The following is a 25,655-nucleotide window of genomic DNA, read 5'->3' on the forward strand; positions in this document are numbered from 1 at the left end:
CCCTAAATTAATAACAATGAGAGCATTGGTGATTTCTGGTGGGGGGAGCAAAGGAGCCTTTGCTGGTGGAGTTGCACAATATTTAATTCAAGACTTAAAAAAGGATTACAACCTGTTCTTAGGTACTTCAACTGGAAGTTTATTGGTGAATCATTTGGCCTTAGGGGATATTGAAAAAATTAAAAATGTTTATACCTCTGTAACCAATGAAGATATCTTTGATAGGTGTCCTTTTCTTATAAGATACAAGCACGGTTATCAGCATATCCGTATTAATCACCTCAATGTGGTACGCAATTTCATAAAGGGTAGTAAAACTTTCGGGGAGAGCAATAATCTGAGACATCTTATTGAACGTACATTTACTAAGGAAGAATTTAACCTACTGAGAACACTTAAAAAGGAGATAGTGGTCACCGTGAGTAATTTATCCTTAAATCAAGTGGAATATAAATCGATTTTGGATTTTGAATATGAGGAGTTTTGCGACTGGATTTGGATTTCAGGAAATTACACGCCATTTATGAGTTTAGTTAAGGTGGATGGTAGTGAGTATGCGGACGGTGGTCTAGGGACCATGGTTCCAATCGAGGAAGCTATTCGTAGAGGAGCTACAGAAGTAGATGCGGTAATTCTGCATACGGAAATTACTCAGTTCAACAGAATGCCTTCCAGGAATCCCTTTTCACTACTAACAACCATGTTTAGTTTTATGCTGGATCGTATTACATATCAAAACATAAGAATCGGTAAATTCGTAGCCTCTCATAATAATGCCATCATTAACTTTTACTACACCCCAACAGTACTAACGACCAATTCTTTGATATTCGATAAAGAGAAAATGAAAAGTTGGTGGCAAAGTGGTTATGAGTTTGCAAAAATAAAAAATTCGAATACCAACCAATTGAATGTTTAATAAATATAAAACAAAATAGTATGAGAGCATTGGTGATTTCCGGTGGAGGAAGTAAAGGCGCTTTTGCAGGAGGAGTAGCACAGCATCTTATTGAAGATCAGAAGCGAGAATACGATATGTATCTAGGGACATCCACAGGGAGTCTTTTAATCCCGCTATTGGCTAACAACAGGATAAAAAAGGCTCATGAGATGTACACCAATGTCACACAGCGTAAAATATTTAGTAATAATCCATTTATCGTTCGAAAAAGAGGGGAGAAGGAATATGTAGCGATGAACTATATGAATGTGCTCTGGCAACTTCTAAAGCGAAAGAGAACCTTTGGAGAGAGTAAAAACTTGCGTAAACAAATTCGAAAACATTTTTTAGAAGAAGATTTCGATTTGATTAGAGCGGCAGGTAAGGATGTCATTGTTACGGTCTCCAACCTCTCTAAGAACAGGGTGGAATACAAGTCAATTATGGATTTTGACTATGAAGATTTCTGTGATTGGATTTGGATGTCTTGTAATTATGTTCCCTTTATGTCATTGGCAAAAAAAGATGGTTTCGAGTATGCCGATGGTGGTCTGGGTTGTGTTATTCCTATTCGTGAGGCCATTAAGCGCGGTGCGACTACCGTGGATGCCATTATTCTAGAGACTGAGAATATGGAACACAACAAGGTTGTTGGTAAAAATCCGTTTTCCTTGATGGTAAACCTATATAGTTTTGTCCTTGACCAATTAGAATCTCGTGATGTCATCGAAGGGAAATTGGCCGCTATGAATAAAAATGTGAAACTAAACACTTATTTCACACCAACTAGGCTAACAGAGAACTCCCTTTACTTCAACAAGGATTTAATGCGGCAATGGTGGGCACAAGGTATAACTTATGCCCAAGATCGTGTAAAGATCGAACAAGATCCGAAACACGTTGGAATGGCTGGTTAGATCTTCTATCCTAATAATATTCTAACTTCCTTTTTGATATACCCAAGAGCGGTCGCTGAAGGGGCTTGTTTTTCCATTAAACGGTTCAGTATGTCCTGGCGAAAATCGTGGGTGTTTTCGGTCTCTTGAGAGGATTTTCGAATGAATTGTATGGTGGCGTTTTTCGAGGTTTTAATCACATTCCAACATTCTTCGGTGATATAGATTTGTTGGCTGAGATTGTGTTCAAATTCCCCATCAATAGCTCGAATTAATTCGAGCTCATAATTTTGTTTATCCATATTCTCGGGGTGAATACGGAGCACTAATTTTGACGGGTTAATGCGCTCTAGAAATAGCGCCATTCGTTCATAGGCTTGTAACTGCAAAGGAATGGCCGATTTTTGTGTCTCTTTGTGCAATAAAAATCGTCGTCGACCTTCTTCATTTTTCGTGTGAGCTGAGAAAAAATAATAGGCTACTAAACCTGTAATCACTGCAGGTAAGAGGTAAAAAAGTAATTCGATTATTGTTATTTGGTCCATAGATTTATCATTGGGGAATTATTAATATCGAACTTGTTTGTTTTTAAATTTAGCCAAGGCACCTTTGGTGGTGTATTGTCCACCTAGGTGTGGGCAGTTTAATGCTTTTTCCACCCCATCAAAAGGTACAATTACTTTGTTGTATCCATACACATTAGCTAAGGGTTGGGTCAGCATTTTATCACCTAAGTTAATGTCAACATCCTCCATAGTCAGCTGAGCTGGATGCTCATATCCACAGGCGTGGGTGATTTCAATAAGTTCTTTTTTGAAGTTTTTGAAATAATAACTCACGCGTTCTGCCTTATCTTCTATATTGATTCCATTCTGCAACCATTTTTTCTGCGTTGCAACACCACTTGGACAATTATTAGTGTGGCATATTTTGGCTTGAATACAACCAATACTCATCATGGCCTCTCGAGCCACGTTTATTAAATCTGCCCCCATGGCAAAGGCCATAGCCGCTTTTGATGGGAACCCTAATTTTCCACTTCCAATAAAGACAATGCGTTCTGTGAGCCCTTCGTCTTTAAAAATACGATAGACATCACTAAAGGAATAAATCCAAGGAAGTGATACATGATCCGCAAAACTTGGTGGTGCCGCACCTGTTCCTCCTTCACCACCATCGATGGTTATAAAATCAGGACCTTTATTAGTGGATTTCATAATACTAGCAAGTTCTTTCCACTGATCGAGTTTACCTATTGCTGCCTTAATTCCAACTGGTAGACCCGTTTTATCCGCAATGCGTTCCACAAGCTCAACCAATTCCTCCAAGGTTTTAAAAGCGGTGTGGTAGGCAGGTGATAGCACATCCTTTCCAATAGGGACGTGTCTTATTTCTGCAATCTCTTTGGTAATTTTAGATCCCGGTAATACACCACCTTTTCCTGGCTTTGCACCCTGAGAGAGTTTGATTTCAATGGCGCGTATCTGCGGGTTCTCCTGAACTAACTTAATTAACTTTTCAATTTCAAACTCACCCGCATCATTTCGAACACCAAAATATCCTGTTCCTATGTGAAAAACGATGTCAGCTCCTTTTTTATGATAAGGCGATAAGCCACCCTCCCCAGTGTTGTGGTATGCATGGGAGAGTGAACATCCAATATTGAGCGATTCGATCGCTCTAGCAGATAGTGATCCAAAACTCATTGCCGATACATTAATTATCGAGGCAGGTCTATAGGGCCTCTTACGCTTGTTATAAGCACCCATTACTTTGGCACAGGGCAAAAAGTATGGATCCAGCATATTGGGGTGATCATCTTTTATACGATATGGAATCATGGCATTATTAATAAAGACGTAATGCGCCTGATGAATATCTCTATCGGTTCCAAAACCTTCGTAGTTGTTTTGATTTTTGGCAGAGGCGTATATCCATCCTCTTTCGATACGATTAAAGGGGAGTTCTTCTCTATTGTTGGCTACAATATACTGACGTAATTCAGGACCGATACTCTCTAGCATATACCTTAGGTGTCCCACTACAGGGAAGTTGTGCATAATGGTATGCGTCTTGTTGAAGAAAATATCACGAATGGCTATTAGAGCAAGGACGATGAGTATCCATGCCCACCATGGAATTGTACCTAAGAATTCTAAAATTGATTCCATATTTATCAAACTATAGTTAACTTGTTTTTGTTAGATGACCAATGTAAATTTACTTTAATAACTATGCTATTTGAATGTTTTTAAACCTTGGTTACTATGCAGCTGAACGCTTTTTTTTCGAATTTAATTGTTTTCCTTTCAAATAGAAATTAAACCGATATATATTTTTGGGAGGAAGAAAAAATTCGGTGTCTTTGCCTTAATTTGAGTTTTGTATAACGAGTATCAAACAGCATAAAAAGTGAATTAATTACGGGATAAAATTAGTAATTAATTTGTTGGTATTCCAATTAAAGCTGGCAATTATTTTAAAAGAAATAACTACCTGTAGTGTAATGCCTTATGCTAGATGAAAAATCCAAAATGAATGAAAGATCCTTCATAAGTACTCATTATAATTAAAGAAGGGGTTGATGAAAAATTGACAAATTCAAAAGTTAGCTGTATTTTTGAAATGCCTTTTAAGCACTAGGGTCAAACACTAAAACTCACAGATCGATTGGAAAATTATTTAGCAGAATTGAACGATGCGCAACGAGCGCCAGTATTGCATAAGGATGGAGCATTGATGGTAATCGCAGGGGCTGGTTCGGGAAAGACACGAGTGTTGACCTATAGGATTGCTTATCTGATGCATAAAGGAGTGGATCCTTTTAATATTCTAGCGTTGACTTTTACAAATAAGGCGGCACGCGAGATGAAATCTAGAATCGCAAGTATCGTAGGAAATAGTGAGGCTAAGAATCTATGGATGGGGACTTTTCACTCCGTCTTTGCTAAAATTTTGCGTTTCGAGGCGGATAAGCTAGGATATCCTAGTAATTTTAGCATATACGATACGCAAGATTCACAACGTCTAATTAATGCCATTATTAAAGAAATGGGGTTGGATAAAGACGTCTATAAATATAAGCAAGTTCAAAGTAGAATTTCCTCTTATAAGAACAGTTTAATTACCGTTAAAGCGTACTTTAACAATCCAGAACTTATGGAAGCCGATGCGATGGCTAAGAAGCCGCGGTTAGGAGAAATCTATAATGAATACTGCGAACGCTGTTTCAAAGCTGGAGCCATGGATTTTGATGATTTATTGCTAAAAACCAATGAGTTATTAAATCGCTTTCCAGAAGTTCTAATGAAGTATCAAGAACGCTTCAAATACATTTTGGTGGATGAGTACCAGGATACCAACCATTCCCAATACTTGATTGTTAAAGCATTATCGGATAGATATCAAAATATTTGCGTGGTAGGAGACGACGCCCAGAGCATCTACGCCTTTAGGGGAGCAAATATAAATAATATTCTCAATTTCCAGAAGGACTACGATGATGTGGCGATGTATCGACTGGAACAAAACTATAGGTCTACCCGTAATATTGTTCAAGCAGCCAACTCCGTAATTGAAAAAAATAAAAGCCGTCTAGATAAAGTGGTGTGGACCGACAATGATGATGGTAATTTAATTAAAGTACACCGCTCACCAACGGATGCTGAAGAGGGACGTTTTGTGGCCTCCACTATTTTTGAGACCAAAATGCAACAACAAATTCACGAAGGAGAGTTTGCGGTGTTGTATAGAACTAACTCACAGTCAAGAGCCATTGAGGACGCACTCAGACGTAAAGATATTCCCTATAGGATTTACGGGGGCTTATCCTTTTATCAGCGCAAAGAAATAAAGGATGTGCTAGCTTATTTAAGGCTGATACTCAATCCAAAGGACGAAGAGGCGCTCATAAGAGTGATTAATTTCCCTTCAAGGGGCATTGGTCAGACCACTGTTGAGAAGCTTACTGTAGCTGCAAATCATTATAAACGTTCCATTTTTGAGGTCATGGAAAACCTCGATAAAATTGATTTAAAACTCCATTCAGGAACTAAAAAGCGATTGGATGATTTTATCACCATGATAAAAAGCTTTCAAGTGACTTCACAATCGTTGGATGCCTTCGAATTAACGGCTCAGGTGGTAAAGAACACGGGGTTATTTCAATTGTTTAAAAAAGATGGTACGCCAGAGGGTATTACCCGTATGGAAAATGTGGAGGAACTGCTCAATGGTATACAGGATTTTGTCGAGGGTCAAAAAGAACTCGCAGATGCTACAGGTTCAATTGCAGAATTCATGGAAGATGTCGCCTTAGTAACTGATCTAGATAAAGATACGGGTGATGACGATCGCGTGGCACTAATGACGATACATTTGGCCAAGGGATTAGAGTTCCCATATGTGTTCATCGTTGGTTTAGAAGAAGATTTGTTTCCCTCGGCCATGAGTATGAATACAAGAAGTGAATTAGAAGAGGAACGAAGATTGTTTTATGTGGCCTTAACTCGCGCAGAAAAACAAGCCTATCTGACCTACGCACAAAACAGGTATCGATGGGGTAAACTAATTGATGCTGAGCCAAGTCGTTTTATAGAAGAAATTGATGATAAGTATTTGGAATACCTAACCCCACCATTGGATAGTAGTTATCGTTATAAGCCTTTAATGGATACTGATATTTTTGGGGAGGTGGATAAGAGTAAATTACGTCTTAAAAAACCAGTTGCTTCAACACCACCATCGCATCACAAGCCCTCTGAAGAGAAGCTCCGAAAACTTAGAAAACTAAAACCAGATCTAGGACAACCATCCTCATCATCCAATTTATTTGATTCAGAGATGACGGTTGGGACCTTGGTGGAGCATACGCGTTTCGGTAAAGGTGAGGTATTAAAGCTCGAAGGAGTTGGAAACGATAAGAAAGCTGAAATAAGGTTTGCAAAAGGAGGGATAAAGAAGTTGTTGTTGCGTTTTGCCAAATTAGATATCCTAGGCTAGGAACCATAAGATGGATTTCATACCTATTAGTTATTAAAAGACTTTTTAATACGATCCAGGTGACGCTTGTTATCGCGATCCTTAATCGTTTCTCTTTTATCGTATAACTTTTTACCCTTGGCTAGTGCTATTTCCATTTTAGCCAACCCACGGTCATTGACAAAAAGTCGTAGAGGAACAATGGTAAGTCCAGAGACTTTTACTTCTTTATGCCATTTTTTAAGCTCACGTTTGTTGAGCAGTAATTTGCGTTCACTTTTAGGACGATGATTGAAATGAGTAGCATGAGAGTACTCCTCTACGGTCATATTAATTACAAATAGTTCACCCTTGTCATTAAATTCACAGAAACTCTCTGTAATTGAAGCGCGCCCGAGACGGATAGATTTTATTTCAGTGCCAGATAATACGATTCCTGCGATGTAGGTATCAAGAATTTCGTATTCAAAGCGAGCTCTTTTGTTCTTTATGTTAATGTGCTGATTCATCCAGGGCAAATGTAAAAAAAGTTTTACGATTCTTTAAAGCAAGTTGGATGAATTAAATTGAAATATGGTCACTGTTGTTAAATGTGATATATTTGAATATTCAAATTAAATCAACCATGATCAGAACATATTTGCTTCTACTGTCTTTAGTGGTCTTAATAATCAGTTGTACTTCACATCCAACGGCGGACCAGATTATAGACAGGGCTATTGATAGGGCTGGAGGTTCACAATACAATCATAGGAAAATCAGTTTTGAATTTAGAGGTAAAACCTATATTTCTTGCCGAGAGGATGGCTTGTTCTATTTAAAACGTATTACAGATGATTCCATTTATGTGGTAGATATACTTTCCAACAATGGTTTTAAAAGAATTGTCGATGGGCAACAAGTCGTACTAGCCGATACAACCATGGCCTCTTATGCCAACAGCGTTAACTCTGTACATTACTTTGCTTACCTTCCTTATGGTTTAATCAGTGAGGCAGTAAATAAAGAACTTTTAGGAGAAGTGATGATAAAAAACAAACCCTATTATAAGATCAAAGTATGGTTTAATGAACAAGGAGGAGGGGAGGATTACGAAGACATCTTTGTATACTGGATCGAAAAAGAGAATTACCAGATGGATTATCTAGCATATAAGTTTCATGTCAATGGTGGAGGGATGCGCTTTAGAGAGGCGTACAACAAAAGAGAAATTGGAGGGATTACCTTTGTGGATTATAACAATTTCAAGCCTAAAGACAATACGGTTTCACTGTTTGATCTTGATAGTTTATTTAAGCAGAATAATTTAGCGTTATTATCTACAATCGAATTAGAGAACCTGCGTGTGGAGAAGGTCGATTGTACGTTTTAATTTCAATAATTTTTAGCCTCAAGTAGCAGGCCTCAGAGATGAGGCAGGAAATATCCATGCTAGTACTTACCGCTTTATAAGTAGTCGTATTTTCCAAACTTTTTAACTTCACTTAAGGAAAAGTCCATCGCCTTAAAGGAAATTACTACCCTTTCGCATTATTATTTTCATATTACTTAATTGTTATATGTGATTTGATTTTATTTTCTAACCGTGCATTTCATCGAAAATATCGGTTTTTAATCGATTATTATTTTTTTGTTTATATATTTGTTATAAGCAAAATCATTGATGTTTATTGGTTTTGTTGATAGGAGTATCATTTTTTAAGAAGTCCCATTTTTAAATTAACTACTTATGAAAACCATATCTACACTTTTAATTGTTTTGTTTCTGTTTGTCGTTTCAAATAGCTTTTGTCAGAAATTGAATGCCCCAGAACTTGGTTTTGAATATGCCTGCGTATCTGATGGGTATAATAGTTTTCAAGCTACCTTTTCATATGATGAGAAACCATTTAAGGCGGATAATATATTTTATGTAGAGCTATCGAATCAGTTTGGTTCGTTCAACAATCCAATCGTACTTAGTGAGATCAAGGATCAAAATTTTTCATTTGAGTTTCATAGTACCTTTTCTTTGCCAAATTCAGTAGCAGGCGAGGGGTATAAGATAAGAGTTAGAAGCACCAATCCACAGTTAGTGAGTAAAAGCTCTGCAATGTTTGATGCTTATGTAATTAACCATCAAGAGTTAATTCTTAACAATTATAGCGATGTGAATCTTTGTGGTTCTGGGGCAACTACAATTGCCTTAAATATCGATATAGCGAAGGAATATGTTTGGTATAAAAATGGGGCGGTTTATAAAGTAACCAAAGAAAATACACTTGCAATTTCAGAGGAAGGAGAATATTATGTGGAACCGTATTATGGTAATTGTACAGGAAGTAATTATTCAAACCTGGTAATAGCTAAAAAGGCTGGGGATTTTACAGTAGCCATTACCTCTGAAAAAGATGCACAAGACTGCAGCGCTACTAAGGTAACCTTAACAGCTTCGGTTGATCATGAGTCCTACAACTATACTTGGTATAAAGATGATGTTGAAATAGATGGCTTAACTGGGTATTTTCCATCCCTAGAATTGGATTACAGCGATCAAAATATTGGTTCATACCACGTAGTAGTGACCAATCAGGGAGGTTGTACTGCGGTTTCAAATGATTATAGCTTTAAGCAAAATAGAGGAGCTGTAGTGGAGGTAACCTCCCCACTTAATGCAGTAATTATAGGAGATTTTTTTGCTACATTATCCATAAAAACAGATGTGAATGTTGGTGAAATAACATGGTATAAAGACGGTCAGTTATTAAAAGATGGGTATAATAGTAATACATTAAAAGTCGCGGAGCAGGGAGATTACTACGCGCTGGTTAGTGGGATCGATAATTGTGGAGGTACAGCCAAATCCCAGACCTTTAAAATATATGAGCCTATTTCTTATAATGTTCAAATAGCTGCATCAAAAGGCTATCAGCCTTGTATGACTACAGAGACAAGTTTGTATATAAAGTCTGTTAAAGGGGTGCTGAGTAATGGAGACATTATCACTGTAGCTAAAGACTTTTATCCTAATTTTCAATTCAATTGGATAAAAGAACAGGCACTTGTTTCTAATGGAGATAAACTAAATATTGATTACACTGATAGCGGGGTTTATACCCTAGAGCTGGATTACAAGGGAGACGTTTATAAGTCCAACACTCTTGAATTGATTATGGGACTACCTTCCATGTCGTTGATTGTGGAAAAGGAATTTTCATGTGATTCCTCAAAAGGAGTCCTGAGTGTAGATAAGGATCTTAAAGGAGCCGTGTATCATTGGTATAATAATGGGAAATTAATTGCTAGTACAGATGTTAATCGATTATCAGTTACAAAACAAGGAGATTACAAGGTAGCGGTACAGTACGCTGGGTGTAGTTTAACAACTACTTTAGTTTCTTTAAAAAGAGATACCGAAGATATGATTGCCATTTATCCAGGTGAGACTGCCACTATTGGTCCTGATGGAATCATTCAGGCAAATGCTACAGGTGGTAGCTCTTATAAGTGGCTTTCGGAGAAAGGAACAGTTTTAAGTGAGGTGTCCACCTTGAATATCACACAAACTGGAATTTACACCCTAATAGCCACATCGGGATCCTGTACAGTGGAGAAAACGCTAACTGTTGATGCCAATATGGTTGAGAATATTCCCAATGTTGTTAGTCCAAATAACGATACAGTGAATGATAAATGGACCTTGCCACAAAAATTTATCAACGATCCAGAGACTGAGGTAGTAATCTGCGATGCATATGGTACAACAGTTTTAAAAACAACATCTTACGATAATAGCTGGCCAAGTTCTACTTCGCAATTTGCCTCTCAAACACCAGTGTACTATTACTTTATTAACAAAAATGGCAAGAATATCAAAAAAGGTTCCATTACTTTAGTAAATTAAATTGACTATATTAGCGGCAATGATTACTGGTTCACTCGTAGTTGTCATAGGGTGGATGCAGTGCTATGTATTAAAATACGCTGAGTAATTAAGAATGCTTTTGCGTATTTAGAACTTAAACCCAAATGAGTTCAACTTATGAAAAGATACCTACTAAATGTAGCCATGCTATTGGTTTGCTGTACGGCTATTTCGCAAGTCGAAAACAAAAGCACTATTGTTGATTGGCGACAACATAACTTAACCCAATACAATAAATTCCTTGTCAATCCCACCTATAGTGCAGTTCGAAATCAACACAGATCGGTAAGTTTTTGGAGCAGAATTCAATGGACAGGGGTGGATAATTCACCACAAACCTATATGTTGAGTTATGCAGGAAAGGTCGGTGAGAACTCTGGTGCTGGTTTGGGGTTGTATCAACAAAGCCTTGGCTTATTGGTGGATTCTGGTCTTCTGGTGAATTACGCCTACAACGTACAGATTGCGCAAGAGGTTTCTTTGGCCTTTGGGGTAAATACTACTTTATTTAGACGAGGACTTGATAAGAACACCGCAAATTCGGCTGATCCAGATCCTGCTGTTTTAGATAATAAAGATGATTTCTTGTTGGTTTTTATGCCAGGATTAAATGTCTCTATAAAAAATTTTGATGTTGGAGTTTATGCAGAAAACCTTTTTGATTACAACTTTAATGATTCCAATACCCTGACTGATTTTTCTAAGAAAATCTTTTCTGGGCAGTTAGGTTATACCAAGGAATTGGAATACGCCAATGGAATGTTCTTAGATGCAACTTGGCGTACTGTGGCCTATGGGAAGTCCTTGCCAAATGAAGATTTTCAGTACGGACTCAACACCATGATAGATCTGCCATATACTGGATGGATGCAGGTGGGATATAATAATGCTTTTGGGATATCGGGAGGTATTGGTGTTAAGGTAGGCGAGGGCATAAGTATTGGTATCGTTTATGAAAACGGCACCTCAAAAACTAATAAAGCTTTCGGAAGTACCTATGAGGCGATTGCTACTATTGAATTAGGGCCTCGTGAAAGACGTAAGAATATTATAGATACTGACGCACGAGCTATTGTCTCGAAAAATGTTGACCAGGCTAATTTTGTGAGTGCTGATGATATTAGCCGTAGCAGATTGGAAGTGCCAAGTGATAGCGCGAAAACAGCCGAGGATCAAAGCCTATTGATAGATGCGCAACCCCAGGAGGATCAAACAAATAAATACGCGGTATATGCCGCTAGTGATCAAGAGGTGCCGTCTGCTGAAGAATCCGATCAGAACGTGGGTAATTCAGATGCGAAGGAAGATCAAACGGATTCTTATTCCCTTATTGGTGTAACGAAAGATAAAAATAATGATGACACAAAAGCGGCGGGGCAAAGCATGCTTCAAGAGCCTGAGGATGAAACACAGGAAAATGCTTTAGACAAAACAACTCTATTAGAGGCCAAGGAGGAACAAAGCGATCATACAGACCAAATGAGATCACCAATGCAGGTTAAAGATGATGGTGCTGGCCAAGTAACACAGGTGGTAAAAGATTCTGATACTCAGGAAATCAGCGCAGAGGAGATGGCTGAAATTGAAGCCGCTTACCAAGAGTTTTTGGAGAAGAGCGATGCTATAGCTGCAGGATATTCTCCTAGGAAGATTGACAGCACTGCAGTGACCGCAGAGATTTTTGGAACAGAGAGTAGCTATAAAACTTTAACGGTTTCACATGGTATAGATAAAGGCTTTTATTTGGTGCTTAATGTATTTTCAGTAGAACATTATTTTGAAGATTTTATGACTGATCTTAAGAACAGAGGTTTTGAACCAAAATTCTTTATAAACCCTGAGAACGATTATTACTATGTGTATTTATACAAAGCAGATCGGTATATCACTATTAAAAACCTTCAACGAAATAATGTAAACAACTCTTATTTTGACGATAAGTGGGTGTTATGGGTTAAATAATTCACATTCTTTTAGGGTATGCTACCAGCTCTAGGAAATAATCCCTTTAGCTGAGGATATTGCAGGCCGTCTTCCTGAACGTCCATCGATAAAGAGCGATGGTGATCAGGCATTGAAACCCTTGCTATTAGGTGAGGTTCAAGGTGCAGAAGTTAGATGATTATTGCAGCAAGGAGAAAAATAGATTAGAGTCAAATAGACAAGGGCATGATAAAGAATGTTTTTAGTTACAAAATATAACGTAATGCCGTAAATTCGATATATTTATTTTATTTAGAAAAAAACACTAAATAATATTTGGATTCCAGTTTTTTATTGAGTTAAATTTGTAGTGTTAATTGAAACGACATGAAATTTTATAATGTACATCATCATCATTTTTACACTGGCACTCAGGCGAGGTAAAGATGTTATGTATATTATTCATCATATAGGAACCCGTTTGAGTCAGATCAAGCGGGTTTTTTTATGTAAAAACCAATATTAATTTTCAAAGGTTTTATACACTATGGAAGAAAGAAGAATTAAAATAGCAATTCAGAAATCAGGTAGACTCAATGAAGATTCTTTAAAAATTCTCAAGGACTGTGGGATATCTATCGATAATGGTAGGGATCAATTAAAAGCATTGGCTAGAAATTTCCCTTTGGAAGTGTTGTATTTAAGAAATGGGGACATCCCGCAATACCTTAGAGATGGGGTGGTGGATTTAGCTATTGTCGGGGAGAATTTGTTGTTTGAAAAAGGGGCTGATTTACAGGTGATAGAAAAACTAGGATTTTCAAAATGCAAAGTATCTTTAGCCATTCCGAAGGGACAGACTTTTGATTCGATAAAAGACCTAGAGGGTAAAAGAATCGCCACTTCTTATCCAAATACGGTCAAGGAGTTTCTCCAACGAGAAAATATAGAAGCTGACTTGCATATTATTAATGGTTCTGTTGAAATTGCACCTAATATTGGACTAGCCGATGCGATTGTGGATATCGTTTCCAGTGGTAGTACGTTGTTTAAGAATAATCTTAAGGAGGTGACAACTCTTATGAGAAGTGAAGCTGTCTTAGTGGCCTCACCAGAAATCCCTAAGGAAATTAATGCCTTGGTAGAGAAACTAAAATTTAGAATTCAGTCTGTTTTAAATGCTAGAGAATCAAAGTATGTGCTGTTGAACGCCCCCAATGACAAGATTGATGATATCATAGCACTTTTACCTGGCATGCGAAGTCCTACAGTTTTGCCTTTGGCTCAAGAAGGATGGAGTTCCATACATACCGTTATTCATAAAGACCGCTTCTGGGAAGTCATCGATGAGCTTAGAGCAATAGGGGCCGAAGGAATTCTAGTGTGTCCAATTGAAAAATTGGTAGTCTAAATAAAAAAACAATCTAAAAAATGCAAAAAATAACTAACCCAGAGATAGGTAGTTGGGATATAATACTCAAAAGACCGACCGTACAAATTGATGATATTGAAAGTACGGTGACCGAGGTGTTCAATGAGGTTCGCACTAAAGGTGATGTAGCATTGAATAAGTACACGAGTTTATTTGATGGGGTTCAACTACAGACAATCCCAGTAAGCGAATTGGAGATCGAAAGAGCCAACCAAGCGGTAGAGGAACCTTTAAAAAAGGCAATTGAGGTAGCCAAAAATAACATTCTTGCCTTCCACCAGGCTCAAAAGACACAGCGCGTAGCGGTCCAAACCACACCAGGGGTAAATTGTTGGCAAGAAAAACGCCCCATTGAAAAGGTTGGATTGTATATTCCCGGTGGAACCGCACCGTTATTTTCGACCATATTAATGCTCGCAATCCCAGCCCAATTGGCCGGGTGTAAAGAAGTGATTATTTGTACTCCACCAAATAAGCAAGGAGCTATTGATCCAGTAATATTATACACAGCTGCCTTATGTGGGGTGAAAAAGATTTATAAAGTAGGAGGAATTCAAGCGATTGCAGCGATGACCTTTGGAACCCAAACGGTTCCTTCTGTGTACAAAATATTTGGACCAGGTAATCAGTTTGTCACGGTCGCCAAACAATACGCCACACGTTATAATGTAGCCATTGATATGCCAGCTGGACCTTCAGAACTTCTAGTGGTGGCAGACCATAGTTCAAACCCTCAGTACATTGCCTCTGACTTACTCTCTCAAGCAGAACACGGTGTGGATAGTCAAGTCATCCTAGTGAGTACAGATACAGAAATGATCGATATGGTACAGCAGGCAATCGAAATACAGTTAGAAGATCTACCCCGCAAGGACATCGCTAGAAAGGCCATTGAAAACTCTCGATTCATTTACTTTGACACGCATGAACTAGCAATGGAATTTATTAATGCCTATGGTCCAGAACATTTCATCATCGCAAGCTCAAATGAGCAGTTTTATACTGAAGCGGTTCGAAATGCGGGTTCGGTATTTATTGGAAAATACACCCCGGAGTCTGCTGGAGATTACGCATCAGGAACCAACCATACCTTACCTACCAACGGGTATGCAAAGCAGTATAGTGGTGTGAATTTAGATAGCTTTTTAAAAAGCATCACATTTCAAAAGATTTCCGAACAAGGAATTAAGAACATAGGTAATGCCATTGAGCTAATGGCTGAGGCAGAAGGGCTCTTGGCACATAAAAACGCGGTGAGTATCCGACTAAAGGATTTAAATTAACCCATAGATAAAGGTGATCAATTCAATATCCATGACAACAACATTTAATTTAGAGCAATTGGTACGAAAAAATGTACTAAAATTAACCCCTTATTCATCTGCAAGAGATGAATTTACAGGATTTAAAAATCCTATGATTTTTTTGGATGCTAATGAGAACCCTTTTGAGAATGGGGTGAACCGGTATCCTGATCCGCAACAAAGAACCCTTAAAGAGGTGTTGGCTAAGGAGAAAGGAGTTTTAGATTCTCAAATAGTACTAGGAAATGGTAGCGATGAGGTATTGGATTTTATATTCCGGGTTTTTTGTGAGCCCAAAGTAGATAATATTATTACTTTACCTCCAACTTACGGAATGTATAAGGTGCTTGCTGAGATTAACGATGTTGAGAATAGAGAAGTGCTCCTTAATGAAGATTTTGAACTCAATACTCCGGCTATTTTAGATCGTATTGATTCCAATACGAAACTTCTTTTTATATGCAACCCAAATAATCCAACAGGCAACACCTTTAATAACCAAGCTATTGAGAGAGTACTAAAATCTTTTGATGGGATAGTGGTTATTGATGAGGCTTATATTGATTTTTCTTCCCATTCAAGTTGGGTAAATCGGTTGGAAGAATTTCCAAATTTAATCGTTACACAAACCCTTTCCAAGGCCTATGGAATGGCAGGAATTCGATTGGGAATTTGTTACGCAAGCAAGGATATAATTCAAATCATTAACAAAGTTAAGCCGCCTTATAATGTGAATGAACTCACGCAATTAAAAGCCTTAGAACGACTAGAAAACCAATCCCTTATTAGAAGTGAAATACTCTCAATTACAGAATGGAAGAGTAAGTTAATTAAAGCTTTAAGTGAACTAAGTTGGATTACGAAGATCTATCCCAGTGAGGCGAATTTTTTATTAATAAAAGTAGATAATGCCTCAGAACGCTACAAGCGATTAATCCAAAAAGGAATCGTTGTTCGCGATAGAAGCAGCCAACCATTGTGTGAAAATACGCTAAGAATTACCATTGGTACTCAAGCTGAAAATATAAAGTTGATCGAAGTTTTAAAAACAATTTAATGAAGAAGAAAGTACTTTTTATAGATAGGGATGGAACCCTGATTAAGGAACCAGAAGATGAGCAAATTGATTCTTTTGATAAATTAGAATTTTACCCAAAGGCATTACCTTATATGGCTAAGATTGCGGCAGAATTGGACTATGAGCTAGTGATGGTTACCAATCAAGATGGCCTAGGGGGACCCGGATTTTTAGAAGCTGATTTCTGGCCTGTCCAACAATTTATCATCAAAACCTTCGCAAATGAAGGAGTTGTTTTTGAAAAAGTGGTCATCGATAAAACTTTTGCTAAGGACAATGCCCCAACCCGTAAGCCAAATACAGGACTTTTAACTCAATATTTCTCCCCGGTGTATGATCTGGAGAACTCCTTTGTAATTGGAGATCGTTTAACGGATATTGAACTGGCTAAAAACCTAGGATCTAAAGGGGTGTTTATCAATGATCAGCGCTATTTAGGAGCAGATGAAATATCGGTTAAAAGATCGGAATTGAACGATTATATCGCATTGGAAACCAATGATTGGAAACAAATATACCAATTCTTGAAATTAAATAGTCGAGTGGCTGAGATCAGTCGTAAGACCCATGAAACGGATATCTACATAAAAGTAAATCTAGACGGGACAGGTAAGAGCGATATCCAGACGGGCATTGCGTTTTTTGATCATATGCTTGATCAAATTGCACGCCATGGACAATTGGACCTTACCATTAAGGTAGATGGTGATCTTGAAGTTGATGAGCATCATACTATTGAAGATACTGCCATTGCTTTAGGAGAGGTATTTCAAAAAGCATTAGGGGATAAACTCGGAATGGAACGATACGGATTTTGTTTACCTATGGATGATTCTCTGGCACAAGTTGCAATCGATTTTGGAGGAAGAAATTGGTTGGTCTGGGAGGCTGAGTTTAAACGCGAAATGATTGGTAAGATGCCTACCGAGATGTTTTATCACTTTTTCAAATCCTTTTCTGATGGTGCTCGAGCCAACTTAAATATTAAGGCAGAAGGGGATAATGAACACCATAAGATAGAGGCTATTTTCAAAGCACTGGCTAAATCAATTAAGGCTGCAGTAAAAAGAGATGTTGAAAAGATGTTATTGCCCTCTACTAAAGGAATGATTTAATTAAGGGAATTTAAAATACTGGAATTTAGTAATATATGATTATAAATAGAATATATCCTCTTAGTGATTTTAGTCAGTTTATGGCGTATTTTACCTATTATTCCGATTGCAATAAGTAAAGCAAAAAATGAAGGTAAGTATTATAGACTATGGCGCAGGAAATATCCAAAGCGTAAAATTTGCGTTAGAGCGCATGGGAGCTCAGGCCATTTTAACTAATAATGTTGATCAGATCATCCAAGCGGATCGGGTAATATTTCCAGGTGTGGGAGAGGCCAGTAGTGCGATGGACAAACTACGTGATACAGGACTAGATAAACTTATTCCCAATTTAAAACAACCTGTTTTAGGAATCTGTTTGGGAATGCAACTCATGTGTAATAGCTCAGAGGAAGGAAATACGCGTGGTTTGTCCATATTTGATGTCGATGTGGTAAGGTTCAGTGAAAGGGTTAAAGTACCCCAAATTGGGTGGAATCAAATCACGAATCTACGTGGAAGTTTATGGAAAGATATCCAAGAAGGGGAGAATATGTATTTAGTACATAGTTACTACGCCCCAGTTTGCAAAGATACCATTGCATGCACTACGTATGATGTTAGGTATTCCACTGCATTGAATCGTGATAACTTTTATGGGGTTCAGTTTCATCCTGAGAAGAGTAGTGTGATGGGACAGCAGATTTTACATAATTTTCTTCAGCTGCCATAATTGGAAGCAATAAAGGTTGAATCGCAGATGCAGTAATTAAAAAATACAAACTCTAAGAAAAAGAAATTATTTAATTTATGAGAATTATACCGGCAATTGATATTATAGAAGGAAAATGCGTTCGCCTATCGAAGGGGGATTACAACACCAAAAAAGTGTATAATGAAAATCCATTAGAAGTAGCAAAATCTTTCGAAGGGCATGGGATTGAGTATTTACACTTGGTGGATCTTGATGGCGCTAAAAGTAGTCATATTGTAAATTATAAAATATTAGAGACCATTGCTACTAAAACGAATCTAAAAATTGATTTTGGCGGGGGATTAAAAACAGATCAGGATCTAAAAATCGCCTTTGAAAATGGAGCTAGTCAGATCACTGGTGGTAGTATCGCTGTCAAGAATCCTGAAGTGTTTCAACAGTGGATCCAGCGATACGGAAGTCAAAAAATTATTTTAGGGGCAGATACGGATCATGATAAAATTGCAATATCTGGATGGCAGGAAGCCTCCAAAGAAGCACTCCTTCCTTTTATTTCTGCCTATCTCAGTAAGGGGATAAAATATGTCATTTGTACCGATATCAGTAAAGATGGTATGTTACAAGGGCCTTCTTTCGATTTGTATAAAAAGATCCTCGATCAATTTAAAGAGATTAAATTAATAGCCTCTGGTGGGATTTCCTCATTTGATGAGCTTCCCAAACTTGCAGCCTTGGGTTGTGAAGGAACCATAATTGGAAAGGCTATTTACGAGAATAAAATTAGTTTAAAACAACTTGAAAATTATATCATAAAGAGATGTTGACCAAAAGAATAATACCTTGTTTAGATATTAAAAACGGCAGGACGGTAAAGGGCGTTAATTTCGTAGGCTTACGAGATGCAGGGGATCCTATAGCCTTAGCGAAGTTGTATGCAGAGAGTGGTGCAGATGAACTTGTTTTTTTAGACATATCAGCAACAGAAGAAAGACGTAAAACTTTAACTGACCTAGTGATGGGGGTGGCGCAAAATGTCAACATTCCGTTCACCGTTGGCGGGGGTATATCCTCAGTTGAAGATGTAGACACCCTTTTAAAATGTGGAGCAGATAAGGTGTCTGTAAATTCCTCCGCGGTTAAGAACCCTGAATTAATCAATCAACTCTCCGCAAAGTTTGGGAGTCAATGCGTTGTAGTAGCCATAGATGCTAAGCAAATTGATGGACAGTGGAGGGTTCATTTAGTAGGTGGAAAAGAACCTACAACGCTTGATTTGTTTCAATGGGCAAAGGAGGTTGAAAAACGCGGCGCAGGTGAAATTCTTTTTACATCGATGGATCACGATGGTACCAAGGATGGATTTGCCAATCAGGCCTTGGCAAGGCTTTCAGAGGAATTAAATATCGCTGTGATTGCCTCAGGAGGCGCTGGTAAAGCAGAGCATTTTGTGGATGCATTTATTAAAGGAAAAGCAGATGCAGCACTAGCTGCTAGTGTATTCCACTTTAAAGAAATAGAAATTATCGCGTTAAAAGAACTACTACAATCACAAGGGATTCCTGTGCGTTTATAAAAATTTATGAGAAAGAACATGGAAAATATAGATTTTAATAAAAATGATGATGGACTCGTACCTGCCATTATACAAGATTACAACACTAAAAATGTACTTATGCTTGGTTATATGAACCAAGAGGCTTATCAGAACACGCTCGATACAAAAAAAGTTACTTTTTACAGCCGTAGTAAAAAAAGGTTGTGGACCAAAGGGGAGGAAAGTGGTAATTTTTTAAACCTAGTTCATATCAAACTTGATTGTGATAGGGATACTTTATTGGTTTATGTAGACCCTGTAGGACCAGTTTGTCACAAGGGAACTGATAATTGTTGGGGTGAGGTAAACGAATTAAAACTTGGGTTCCTGAGCGAATTAGAAGACATTATAAGAAATAGGTCAAATAATAAGGAGAACGAGCAAAGTTACGTAGCTTCCTTGTTTCGAAGCGGCATTAATAAAATTGCTCAAAAAGTAGGAGAAGAGGCAGTAGAGACCGTTATTGAAGCCATGGATTCTAATGATGACTTATTTTTAAATGAAAGTGCTGATTTATTGTTTCATTATTTAATTTTACTTCAAGCCAAAGGATATAGCTTAAAAGATATTATAGCTGTTTTAAAGGACAGACACTAAGAATTTTTTATATTTAGATGGATTTCGCACCGATGCGAGAAAAAATACACAGCTAAAGCTCTTGAAAGCACCTTCCAAACATAGGCGAGCAAAACACACACTTGGGAATGCACCTGGTACGATTAAGTATATGGGGAATCGAGCGGATGATTCTCAACATATTAGTGTTACCGATTACAAAGATAATTACGCTGATATACAGTTTTTTACATCCATAGAAAAGGTGTTTCAGTACCGAGATTCCGATACGGTTTCTTTAATCGATATTCAAGGGTTGAATAAAGAAAAGGAAATTGAAAAGCTCGGGATGTACTTTCAAATAAATCCACTGGTGCTTGAGGACTTGGTCAATACCAATCAGCGCCCTAAGGTGGATGAGTACGAAGATTATATCTTTTGCGTTTTAAAGTCAATCGCCTTAAATGATTCCAATAAGGTAATTACAGAGCATGTGGCAATTATTTTATGTAGAAATGCTGTGTTGTTATTTCAAGAGGTTGAGAACCCCGTTTTTGATGGGTTGAGACGGCGTATTTTAAGTAAGCATGGTAGAATTCGTTATAGGGAATGTGATTATTTGTACTTTGCTTTAATTGATGCTATTATAGATCAATACTTTGTTGTTTTAGATGAAATTACGGATCGTATTGAATATTTAGAAGAACAACTATACAGCCATCCTTCCCCAAGATTGGTGAATGAAATCCAAAATCTTAGAAAGGAAATCATCGATCTGAGAAAAAATATTCTACCAGTGCGTGAGATTAGCGCTCGATTGGTTAACACAGAACACAAGCTCATAGGAGATGATACGAAGTTGTTTTTAGGTGATGTTCATGATCATAGTGTTCAAATTCATGAAACCCTTGAGGTGATTCGTGAGATGAGTATGAGTTTAATGGAAATGTATATGAGTACGGTGACGATCAAAATGAATGAGATCATGAAAGTACTTACCATTATGACTAGTATATTTATACCCTTAACCTTTATTACCGGGATTTATGGTATGAACTTTCATCAAATTCCAGGCCTCCAATCTCCGTATGGGTTTTACATTGTCTCGGGTGTAATGTTTTTAATCTTGATCCTATTATTAATCTTCTTTAAAGCCAAACGATGGATTTAGTTAAGATATTGATATTTAGGTTTTAATAATGAAATTGGACATCATAACCAATCCTGCTAAAACCAGCCCCATTCCAATTAATTTTTCAAGAGTATTATTATTGATGTGTAGGTTAAGTCGTTGACCACCTAAGGCACCGGCGGAAAAACCGAACATGATTGGCCAGGCTGATTCCATGTGAATATGATCCAGGGCATAGTGGGTAATACTTCCTGTTGTACTTGTTATAACTATCATAAACAGGGCAGTACCCGTGGCAATTTTAGCTGGCATGCGAAAAACCTTTAGCATAATAGGAGTCTTTAAGAATCCGCCTCCGATTCCAAATAACCCTGCGAGGGTTCCAGCCATTAAACCAAAAATTAATACCATCCAAACACTAAATCTGTAGGCTACGTGGTTGAGATGATTCCTTATGATGTAACGAGGCTTTAAGGTGTTTAAGGAATAAAAAAATCCTTGACCCCTTTTGGTATTACTACGTTGTTTTATAAAAAACGAAAAACCAAGCAAAAGTACCAGTATGGCGAAGATAATTTCTAAATGTTTGGCAGAAATATAAGAAAGTAGTAATACCCCTAAAAACACCCCAAGTATTGTTGGAATCTCCAACAAGACTCCCATTCTAAAATCGACATAACCGTCCTTTCTATTTAAAAAGGTAGAAATCAAAGAGGAGGGTAGTAATGAGATCATAACAGATCCAACAGCCGTAGTAAGGGGATAGCTAAAAATGGTAATTAAAATTGGTACCATAAATATTCCGCCCCCAAAACCGACAACTGATCCAAATAAACTGATCGTAAAACTAATCAGTATGAGAATTAAAGTGATGATAATCTCGGTTTCCACTGTTACGATACCTAATTTTTATCTTTAGTTCGTAAAAGTAACCAATTGCCAGATCAGGATATCTATCTAGTAAATAGGCTAACTGCCAACTATAAACCAGCTTCTAATGCTCCGGATTAAAATAAAGTTCTAGGCCTTAAAGTTTAGGTTTACTCATACAAATCTGAAGATAAATAGCGATCACCACGATCACAAATAATCACTACCACGACCCCTTTATCAAGAGTTTTAATAAATTTTAGCGCCGCTGCGACGGCACCTCCACTGCTCATCCCACCAAATATCCCTTCTTTTCGAGCCAGATCCCGAGCGGTACACCTTGCTTCATCCTCACTAACCTCGATCACTTGATCGACCTTATTTTTATCAAAAATCTTAGGCAAGTATTCCTGTGGCCATTTTCGAATGCCTGGTATTTTGGAATTGTCAGTGGGCTGTACGCCAACAATTTGAACCGCTTTATTTTGTTCCTTCAAATAGGTAGAACACCCCATAATGGTACCCGTAGTACCCATGGAAGATACAAAATGGGTTACTTGTTGCTCGGTATCCCGCCATATCTCTGGGCCTGTAGTCATGTAGTGTGCCTTCCAGTTGTCGGGGTTTGCAAATTGATTCAACATCACATAGCCATGATCTCTGACCTTACTTTCTGCATAATCTCGTGCACCTTCGATTCCCACATCTGCAGGAGTTAATGTAACTAAAGCTCCGAATGCTCTCATAGTTTGCACACGCTCCTTAGTGGAGTTCTCCGGCATAACAAGCTCAAGATCTAACTCCAATAGACTGGCTATCATAGCTAATGCAATTCCGGTATTTCCACTGGTAGCTTCGATTATTTTGGTTTCCTTGTTAATCTCACCTCGATCCATGGCACTTTTTATCATATAGTATGCTGGCCTGTCTTTTACACTGCCTCCAGGATTATTACCTTCTAGTTTAAAAAGCAGTTTAACTTTGGGATTTGTATTGAGATTTTTTGAAACGACCATCGGAGTGTTTCCGATCTGATCTAAGATACTATAACTATTCATTGATTGCTGACTTTATTTTAATATCTGGAGTGTGAGTAACGATGGAATTTGGTGCTATAGATTTGGTTAACCAAACGTTCCCGCCAATGGTACTATTCTCACCGATAACGGTTTTCCCTCCTAATATAGTTGCATTGGCATAAATAGTTACATTATTTTCAATAGTGGGATGTCTTTTTACATTTTTTAAATTCTTAGCCACATGGAGCGCTCCTAGGGTAACACCTTGATAAATTCGCACAAAATCTTTGATATGTGCAGTTTCTCCAATAACAATTCCTGTGGCGTGATCTATAAAAAAAGATTTGCCTATAGTGGCACCAGGGTTGATATCTACTCCTGTTAGTCTATGAGCGTATTCTGTCATGAGTCTAGGAACCATTGGAAATCCAGTCTTGTGTAATTCATGAGCTAGGCGATAGATGGCAATGGCATAGAATCCAGGATAACAAAGATATACCTCTTCTTTTGAAACCGCAGCGGGGTCATCCTCAAGAAATGTCTCTGCGTCTAAATTCAAAAGTTCCAATATCCGTGGTAGACTACCAAGATAATCATCCCAAACACTGGAACATGTTTTACTTACATTCCAACAGGCTAAATCTACCAATTCTTCAAAGATATTTTGCAGTTTTACCATATTTTCCTCAACAGGTGTTTCTGCATCGAACAAGGTATAAAAAAGTAAATCTGTGAACTCTTCCGCTCGCTCTTTTAACCTGAACTTAAGATTTGGGTGTTTCTTGTGTTGAATTATCTGCTGCGCTATAGTTTTTCCCATTCCATTTTTATTTATTCAAATTTATGATAAATCCGTTGATTTGATGCGTGTTTTTGTAACTTTACCAGTCAAATTTTTTACAAATATATCCGTCGAATGGAAGTAGCTTGCATTTCAAAATCAACACTATTTTTTTTAGAATCCTTAAAAGAAAATAATAATAAGGAATGGTTCGAGAGTCATAAAGCAGAATATAAACACCAGCAGGATCTTATCAAGCGGTTTTTTAAACAAGTGATGCTGACCTTGCGAACCCATGATGAAATAACCGATTTAAAGGTATTTAGAATTTACAGAGATGTGCGTTTTTCCCATGACAAAACTCCTTATAAGCGTTATTTTGCTTGTAGTTTTAAACGTGCTAAGCCTCATTTAAGAGGAGGCTATTACCTTCATATTGAGCCAAGGAATTCGTTTTTGGTTTGTGGATTTTGGGCACCTGAGAAAAATGACATCAAAAGAATTCGCAAAGAATTTGAAGTAGATGCCTTGGAGGTTCGGAGCATTGTAAACCACCCAGAGTTTAAACATCATTTTGGACAGCTTAAAGGCGATGAGCTCAAAACCGCCCCTCGAGGATTTGATAAGGCTCACCCTGATATGGATCTGATTAAAAAGAAGCAATGGATAGTTACTAAAGAATTTACCGATAGCCAGATCTTAGCTGAGAATTTCGCAAGTGAAGTTGATAAGGCTTATCAAGCCATACGTCCCTTTTTTGATTACATGAGTGATGTGCTTACAACGGATTTAAACGGTACCTCGCTACTATGAGTTCACTAACTTAAACCTTGAGTCAAAATTTAAAGGCAAACTGCTAGCTCTATAAGTTGTACTTGATCTTTTAATGATTCAACCACTAGATTCATCATTCTTTTGTTTATTGCTGAGGAATCTTCAATGTAAATCAAATACTCATCAACTGTAAATTGTCCGATGATCATTCCCTTTAAAGCGTTCCTGAATTTAATGTCCTTTTGAATGGCATTTTCAATGTAGAGCAAGCGTTTTTCTAGGGCTAAAGTGAAATACACACCTTTGTGCTTGTTGGCGTAATTTTTAAAAGCTTCTACTAATAAATAGCGCTGTAATTTGATTATTGGTCGGAGTGTAACGTTTTGAAATCGCTCATTATCACTCATTGTATCGTAAACTGATTCTTGTGGAATTTCAGGGCGTAAACGTAGTAAATGCACTGTTCGAGTATCCATAATAAAAGAAGTTTTACTAAAGATAGGAATATAAACAGTCCTAAAAATTATAGGTTAAAATACTTTTCAACTAGGTTATAAACATTTAGCATTTAAACATGGCGTAAAGAGTAGGGTAGGTGTAAAAACAATAGAGGCCTTCGAGATTTCTCTCAAAGACCTCCAATGAACAATGTAATAAGTCCTAG

The 25,655-nt window shown here is 37.6% G+C and carries 23 protein-coding genes; 16 read left to right on the plus strand and 7 right to left on the minus strand.

Going from position 1 to position 25,655, the window contains the following annotated elements:
* Positions 1–16 precede the first annotated feature (16 nt).
* Together VKY50_RS07830 and VKY50_RS07835 are read left to right on the plus strand one after the other, a co-directional pair.
* A complete protein-coding gene (locus VKY50_RS07830; protein WP_324300582.1) occupies positions 17–919 on the plus strand; it encodes a patatin-like phospholipase family protein in 903 nt (300 codons plus the stop codon).
* Between the two features lie 20 nt (positions 920–939).
* A complete protein-coding gene (locus tag VKY50_RS07835; protein WP_324300584.1) occupies positions 940–1,857 on the plus strand; it encodes a patatin-like phospholipase family protein in 918 nt (305 codons plus the stop codon).
* A gap of 5 nt (positions 1,858–1,862) precedes the next feature.
* Here VKY50_RS07835 and VKY50_RS07840 read toward each other — a convergent pair whose 3' ends face one another.
* A complete protein-coding gene (locus tag VKY50_RS07840; protein ID WP_324300586.1) occupies positions 1,863–2,381 on the minus strand; it encodes a DUF7935 family protein in 519 nt (172 codons plus the stop codon).
* 21 nt (positions 2,382–2,402) lie between these two features.
* Positions 2,403–4,007 (minus strand): FMN-binding glutamate synthase family protein, encoded by a 1,605-nt coding sequence (locus VKY50_RS07845; RefSeq protein ID WP_324300588.1) that lies wholly within the window; start codon positions 4,005–4,007, stop codon positions 2,403–2,405.
* A 499-nt stretch (positions 4,008–4,506) separates the two neighbouring features.
* Between VKY50_RS07845 and VKY50_RS07850 the strand changes: the two genes are divergently transcribed.
* Positions 4,507–6,837, plus strand: coding sequence for an ATP-dependent helicase (locus tag VKY50_RS07850; RefSeq protein ID WP_324300590.1), 2,331 nt, complete (start codon positions 4,507–4,509; stop codon positions 6,835–6,837).
* A gap of 26 nt (positions 6,838–6,863) precedes the next feature.
* Here VKY50_RS07850 and smpB read toward each other — a convergent pair whose 3' ends face one another.
* Positions 6,864–7,325: an SsrA-binding protein SmpB gene (gene smpB / locus VKY50_RS07855; RefSeq protein ID WP_324300592.1), complete on the minus strand. Its 462-nt coding sequence runs from the start codon at positions 7,323–7,325 to the stop codon at positions 6,864–6,866.
* A gap of 116 nt (positions 7,326–7,441) precedes the next feature.
* On the opposite strand from smpB, the gene VKY50_RS07860 reads away from it, so the two are divergent.
* The 12 genes from VKY50_RS07860 to corA all read left to right on the plus strand — a co-directional run bounded on the left by VKY50_RS07860 (position 7,442) and on the right by corA (position 21,586).
* Positions 7,442–8,188, plus strand: coding sequence for a DUF6503 family protein (locus VKY50_RS07860; protein ID WP_324300594.1), 747 nt, complete (start codon positions 7,442–7,444; stop codon positions 8,186–8,188).
* Between the two features lie 357 nt (positions 8,189–8,545).
* Positions 8,546–10,699: a T9SS type B sorting domain-containing protein gene (locus VKY50_RS07865; RefSeq protein WP_324300596.1), complete on the plus strand. Its 2,154-nt coding sequence runs from the start codon at positions 8,546–8,548 to the stop codon at positions 10,697–10,699.
* A 138-nt stretch (positions 10,700–10,837) separates the two neighbouring features.
* The gene (locus VKY50_RS07870; RefSeq protein WP_324300598.1) at positions 10,838–12,682 is read left to right on the plus strand and encodes a PorP/SprF family type IX secretion system membrane protein; all 1,845 of its coding nucleotides are present in this window, start codon (positions 10,838–10,840) and stop codon (positions 12,680–12,682) included.
* 508 nt (positions 12,683–13,190) lie between these two features.
* Positions 13,191–14,054, plus strand: a complete 864-nt coding sequence (gene hisG / locus VKY50_RS07875) for an ATP phosphoribosyltransferase (RefSeq protein ID WP_324300600.1) — start codon at positions 13,191–13,193, stop codon at positions 14,052–14,054.
* A 20-nt stretch (positions 14,055–14,074) separates the two neighbouring features.
* A complete protein-coding gene (gene hisD / locus VKY50_RS07880; protein WP_324300602.1) occupies positions 14,075–15,358 on the plus strand; it encodes a histidinol dehydrogenase in 1,284 nt (427 codons plus the stop codon).
* 31 nt (positions 15,359–15,389) lie between these two features.
* Positions 15,390–16,436 carry a histidinol-phosphate transaminase gene (gene hisC / locus VKY50_RS07885; RefSeq protein ID WP_324300603.1) on the plus strand — a complete coding sequence of 349 codons (1,047 nt, stop codon included), beginning with the start codon at positions 15,390–15,392 and terminating at the stop codon, positions 16,434–16,436.
* Positions 16,436–17,572 (plus strand): bifunctional histidinol-phosphatase/imidazoleglycerol-phosphate dehydratase HisB, encoded by a 1,137-nt coding sequence (gene hisB, locus VKY50_RS07890; RefSeq protein WP_324300605.1) that lies wholly within the window; start codon positions 16,436–16,438, stop codon positions 17,570–17,572. Before hisC ends, hisB begins: the two co-directional genes overlap by 1 nt.
* Before the next feature lie 127 nt (positions 17,573–17,699).
* On the plus strand, positions 17,700–18,284 hold the full coding sequence (gene hisH, locus VKY50_RS07895; protein WP_324300608.1) for an imidazole glycerol phosphate synthase subunit HisH: 585 nt from the start codon (positions 17,700–17,702) through the stop codon (positions 18,282–18,284).
* 77 nt (positions 18,285–18,361) lie between these two features.
* The gene (gene hisA / locus VKY50_RS07900) at positions 18,362–19,090 is read left to right on the plus strand and encodes a 1-(5-phosphoribosyl)-5-[(5-phosphoribosylamino)methylideneamino]imidazole-4-carboxamide isomerase (RefSeq protein ID WP_324300610.1); all 729 of its coding nucleotides are present in this window, start codon (positions 18,362–18,364) and stop codon (positions 19,088–19,090) included.
* Positions 19,084–19,839, plus strand: a complete 756-nt coding sequence (gene hisF, locus VKY50_RS07905) for an imidazole glycerol phosphate synthase subunit HisF (RefSeq protein WP_324300612.1) — start codon at positions 19,084–19,086, stop codon at positions 19,837–19,839. Before hisA ends, hisF begins: the two co-directional genes overlap by 7 nt.
* A 6-nt stretch (positions 19,840–19,845) precedes the next feature.
* Positions 19,846–20,457 carry a bifunctional phosphoribosyl-AMP cyclohydrolase/phosphoribosyl-ATP diphosphatase HisIE gene (hisIE, locus tag VKY50_RS07910; protein WP_324300614.1) on the plus strand — a complete coding sequence of 204 codons (612 nt, stop codon included), beginning with the start codon at positions 19,846–19,848 and terminating at the stop codon, positions 20,455–20,457.
* Positions 20,458–20,518: 61 nt separating this feature from the next.
* On the plus strand, positions 20,519–21,586 hold the full coding sequence (corA, locus tag VKY50_RS07915; RefSeq protein WP_324300615.1) for a magnesium/cobalt transporter CorA: 1,068 nt from the start codon (positions 20,519–20,521) through the stop codon (positions 21,584–21,586).
* Positions 21,587–21,601: 15 nt separating this feature from the next.
* On the opposite strand, the gene VKY50_RS07920 is transcribed toward corA, so the two are convergent.
* The 3 genes from VKY50_RS07920 to epsC all read right to left on the minus strand — a co-directional run bounded on the left by VKY50_RS07920 (position 21,602) and on the right by epsC (position 24,256).
* Positions 21,602–22,438, minus strand: a complete 837-nt coding sequence (locus VKY50_RS07920) for a sulfite exporter TauE/SafE family protein (RefSeq protein ID WP_324300617.1) — start codon at positions 22,436–22,438, stop codon at positions 21,602–21,604.
* A gap of 149 nt (positions 22,439–22,587) precedes the next feature.
* The gene (gene cysM, locus VKY50_RS07925) at positions 22,588–23,475 is read right to left on the minus strand and encodes a cysteine synthase CysM (RefSeq protein WP_324300619.1); all 888 of its coding nucleotides are present in this window, start codon (positions 23,473–23,475) and stop codon (positions 22,588–22,590) included.
* Positions 23,468–24,256 carry a serine O-acetyltransferase EpsC gene (gene epsC / locus VKY50_RS07930; RefSeq protein ID WP_324300622.1) on the minus strand — a complete coding sequence of 263 codons (789 nt, stop codon included), beginning with the start codon at positions 24,254–24,256 and terminating at the stop codon, positions 23,468–23,470. The genes cysM and epsC overlap by 8 nt, the downstream gene beginning before the upstream one ends.
* A gap of 96 nt (positions 24,257–24,352) precedes the next feature.
* Between epsC and VKY50_RS07935 the strand changes: the two genes are divergently transcribed.
* Positions 24,353–25,030 carry a DUF2461 domain-containing protein gene (locus VKY50_RS07935; RefSeq protein WP_324300624.1) on the plus strand — a complete coding sequence of 226 codons (678 nt, stop codon included), beginning with the start codon at positions 24,353–24,355 and terminating at the stop codon, positions 25,028–25,030.
* Positions 25,031–25,059: 29 nt separating this feature from the next.
* Here VKY50_RS07935 and VKY50_RS07940 read toward each other — a convergent pair whose 3' ends face one another.
* Positions 25,060–25,467, minus strand: a complete 408-nt coding sequence (locus VKY50_RS07940; protein WP_324300626.1) for a glyoxalase — start codon at positions 25,465–25,467, stop codon at positions 25,060–25,062.
* Positions 25,468–25,655: the final 188 nt, after the last annotated feature.

This window comes from Galbibacter sp. (assembly GCF_035306585.1).
GTDB lineage: Bacteria > Bacteroidota > Bacteroidia > Flavobacteriales > Flavobacteriaceae > Galbibacter.

What these genes read in the sequence shown, in the direction of transcription:
- hisF (WP_324300612.1), top strand. Translation starts at nt 19,084, where the DNA reads ATGTTGACCAAAAGAATAATACCTTGTTTAGATATTAAAAACGGCAGG.
- VKY50_RS07845 (WP_324300588.1), bottom strand. Translation starts at nt 4,007, where the DNA reads ATGGAATCAATTTTAGAATTCTTAGGTACAATTCCATGGTGGGCATGG.
- VKY50_RS07840 (WP_324300586.1), bottom strand. Translation starts at nt 2,381, where the DNA reads ATGGACCAAATAACAATAATCGAATTACTTTTTTACCTCTTACCTGCA.
- hisA (WP_324300610.1), top strand. Translation starts at nt 18,362, where the DNA reads ATGAGAATTATACCGGCAATTGATATTATAGAAGGAAAATGCGTTCGC.
- hisB (WP_324300605.1), top strand. Translation starts at nt 16,436, where the DNA reads ATGAAGAAGAAAGTACTTTTTATAGATAGGGATGGAACCCTGATTAAG.
- hisC (WP_324300603.1), top strand. Translation starts at nt 15,390, where the DNA reads ATGACAACAACATTTAATTTAGAGCAATTGGTACGAAAAAATGTACTA.
- VKY50_RS07865 (WP_324300596.1), top strand. Translation starts at nt 8,546, where the DNA reads ATGAAAACCATATCTACACTTTTAATTGTTTTGTTTCTGTTTGTCGTT.
- cysM (WP_324300619.1), bottom strand. Translation starts at nt 23,475, where the DNA reads ATGAATAGTTATAGTATCTTAGATCAGATCGGAAACACTCCGATGGTC.
- VKY50_RS07935 (WP_324300624.1), top strand. Translation starts at nt 24,353, where the DNA reads ATGGAAGTAGCTTGCATTTCAAAATCAACACTATTTTTTTTAGAATCC.
- VKY50_RS07830 (WP_324300582.1), top strand. Translation starts at nt 17, where the DNA reads ATGAGAGCATTGGTGATTTCTGGTGGGGGGAGCAAAGGAGCCTTTGCT.
- hisH (WP_324300608.1), top strand. Translation starts at nt 17,700, where the DNA reads ATGAAGGTAAGTATTATAGACTATGGCGCAGGAAATATCCAAAGCGTA.
- hisIE (WP_324300614.1), top strand. Translation starts at nt 19,846, where the DNA reads ATGAGAAAGAACATGGAAAATATAGATTTTAATAAAAATGATGATGGA.
- VKY50_RS07860 (WP_324300594.1), top strand. Translation starts at nt 7,442, where the DNA reads ATGATCAGAACATATTTGCTTCTACTGTCTTTAGTGGTCTTAATAATC.
- VKY50_RS07870 (WP_324300598.1), top strand. Translation starts at nt 10,838, where the DNA reads ATGAAAAGATACCTACTAAATGTAGCCATGCTATTGGTTTGCTGTACG.
- hisG (WP_324300600.1), top strand. Translation starts at nt 13,191, where the DNA reads ATGGAAGAAAGAAGAATTAAAATAGCAATTCAGAAATCAGGTAGACTC.
- epsC (WP_324300622.1), bottom strand. Translation starts at nt 24,256, where the DNA reads ATGGGAAAAACTATAGCGCAGCAGATAATTCAACACAAGAAACACCCA.
- smpB (WP_324300592.1), bottom strand. Translation starts at nt 7,325, where the DNA reads ATGAATCAGCACATTAACATAAAGAACAAAAGAGCTCGCTTTGAATAC.
- hisD (WP_324300602.1), top strand. Translation starts at nt 14,075, where the DNA reads ATGCAAAAAATAACTAACCCAGAGATAGGTAGTTGGGATATAATACTC.
- VKY50_RS07940 (WP_324300626.1), bottom strand. Translation starts at nt 25,467, where the DNA reads ATGGATACTCGAACAGTGCATTTACTACGTTTACGCCCTGAAATTCCA.
- VKY50_RS07835 (WP_324300584.1), top strand. Translation starts at nt 940, where the DNA reads ATGAGAGCATTGGTGATTTCCGGTGGAGGAAGTAAAGGCGCTTTTGCA.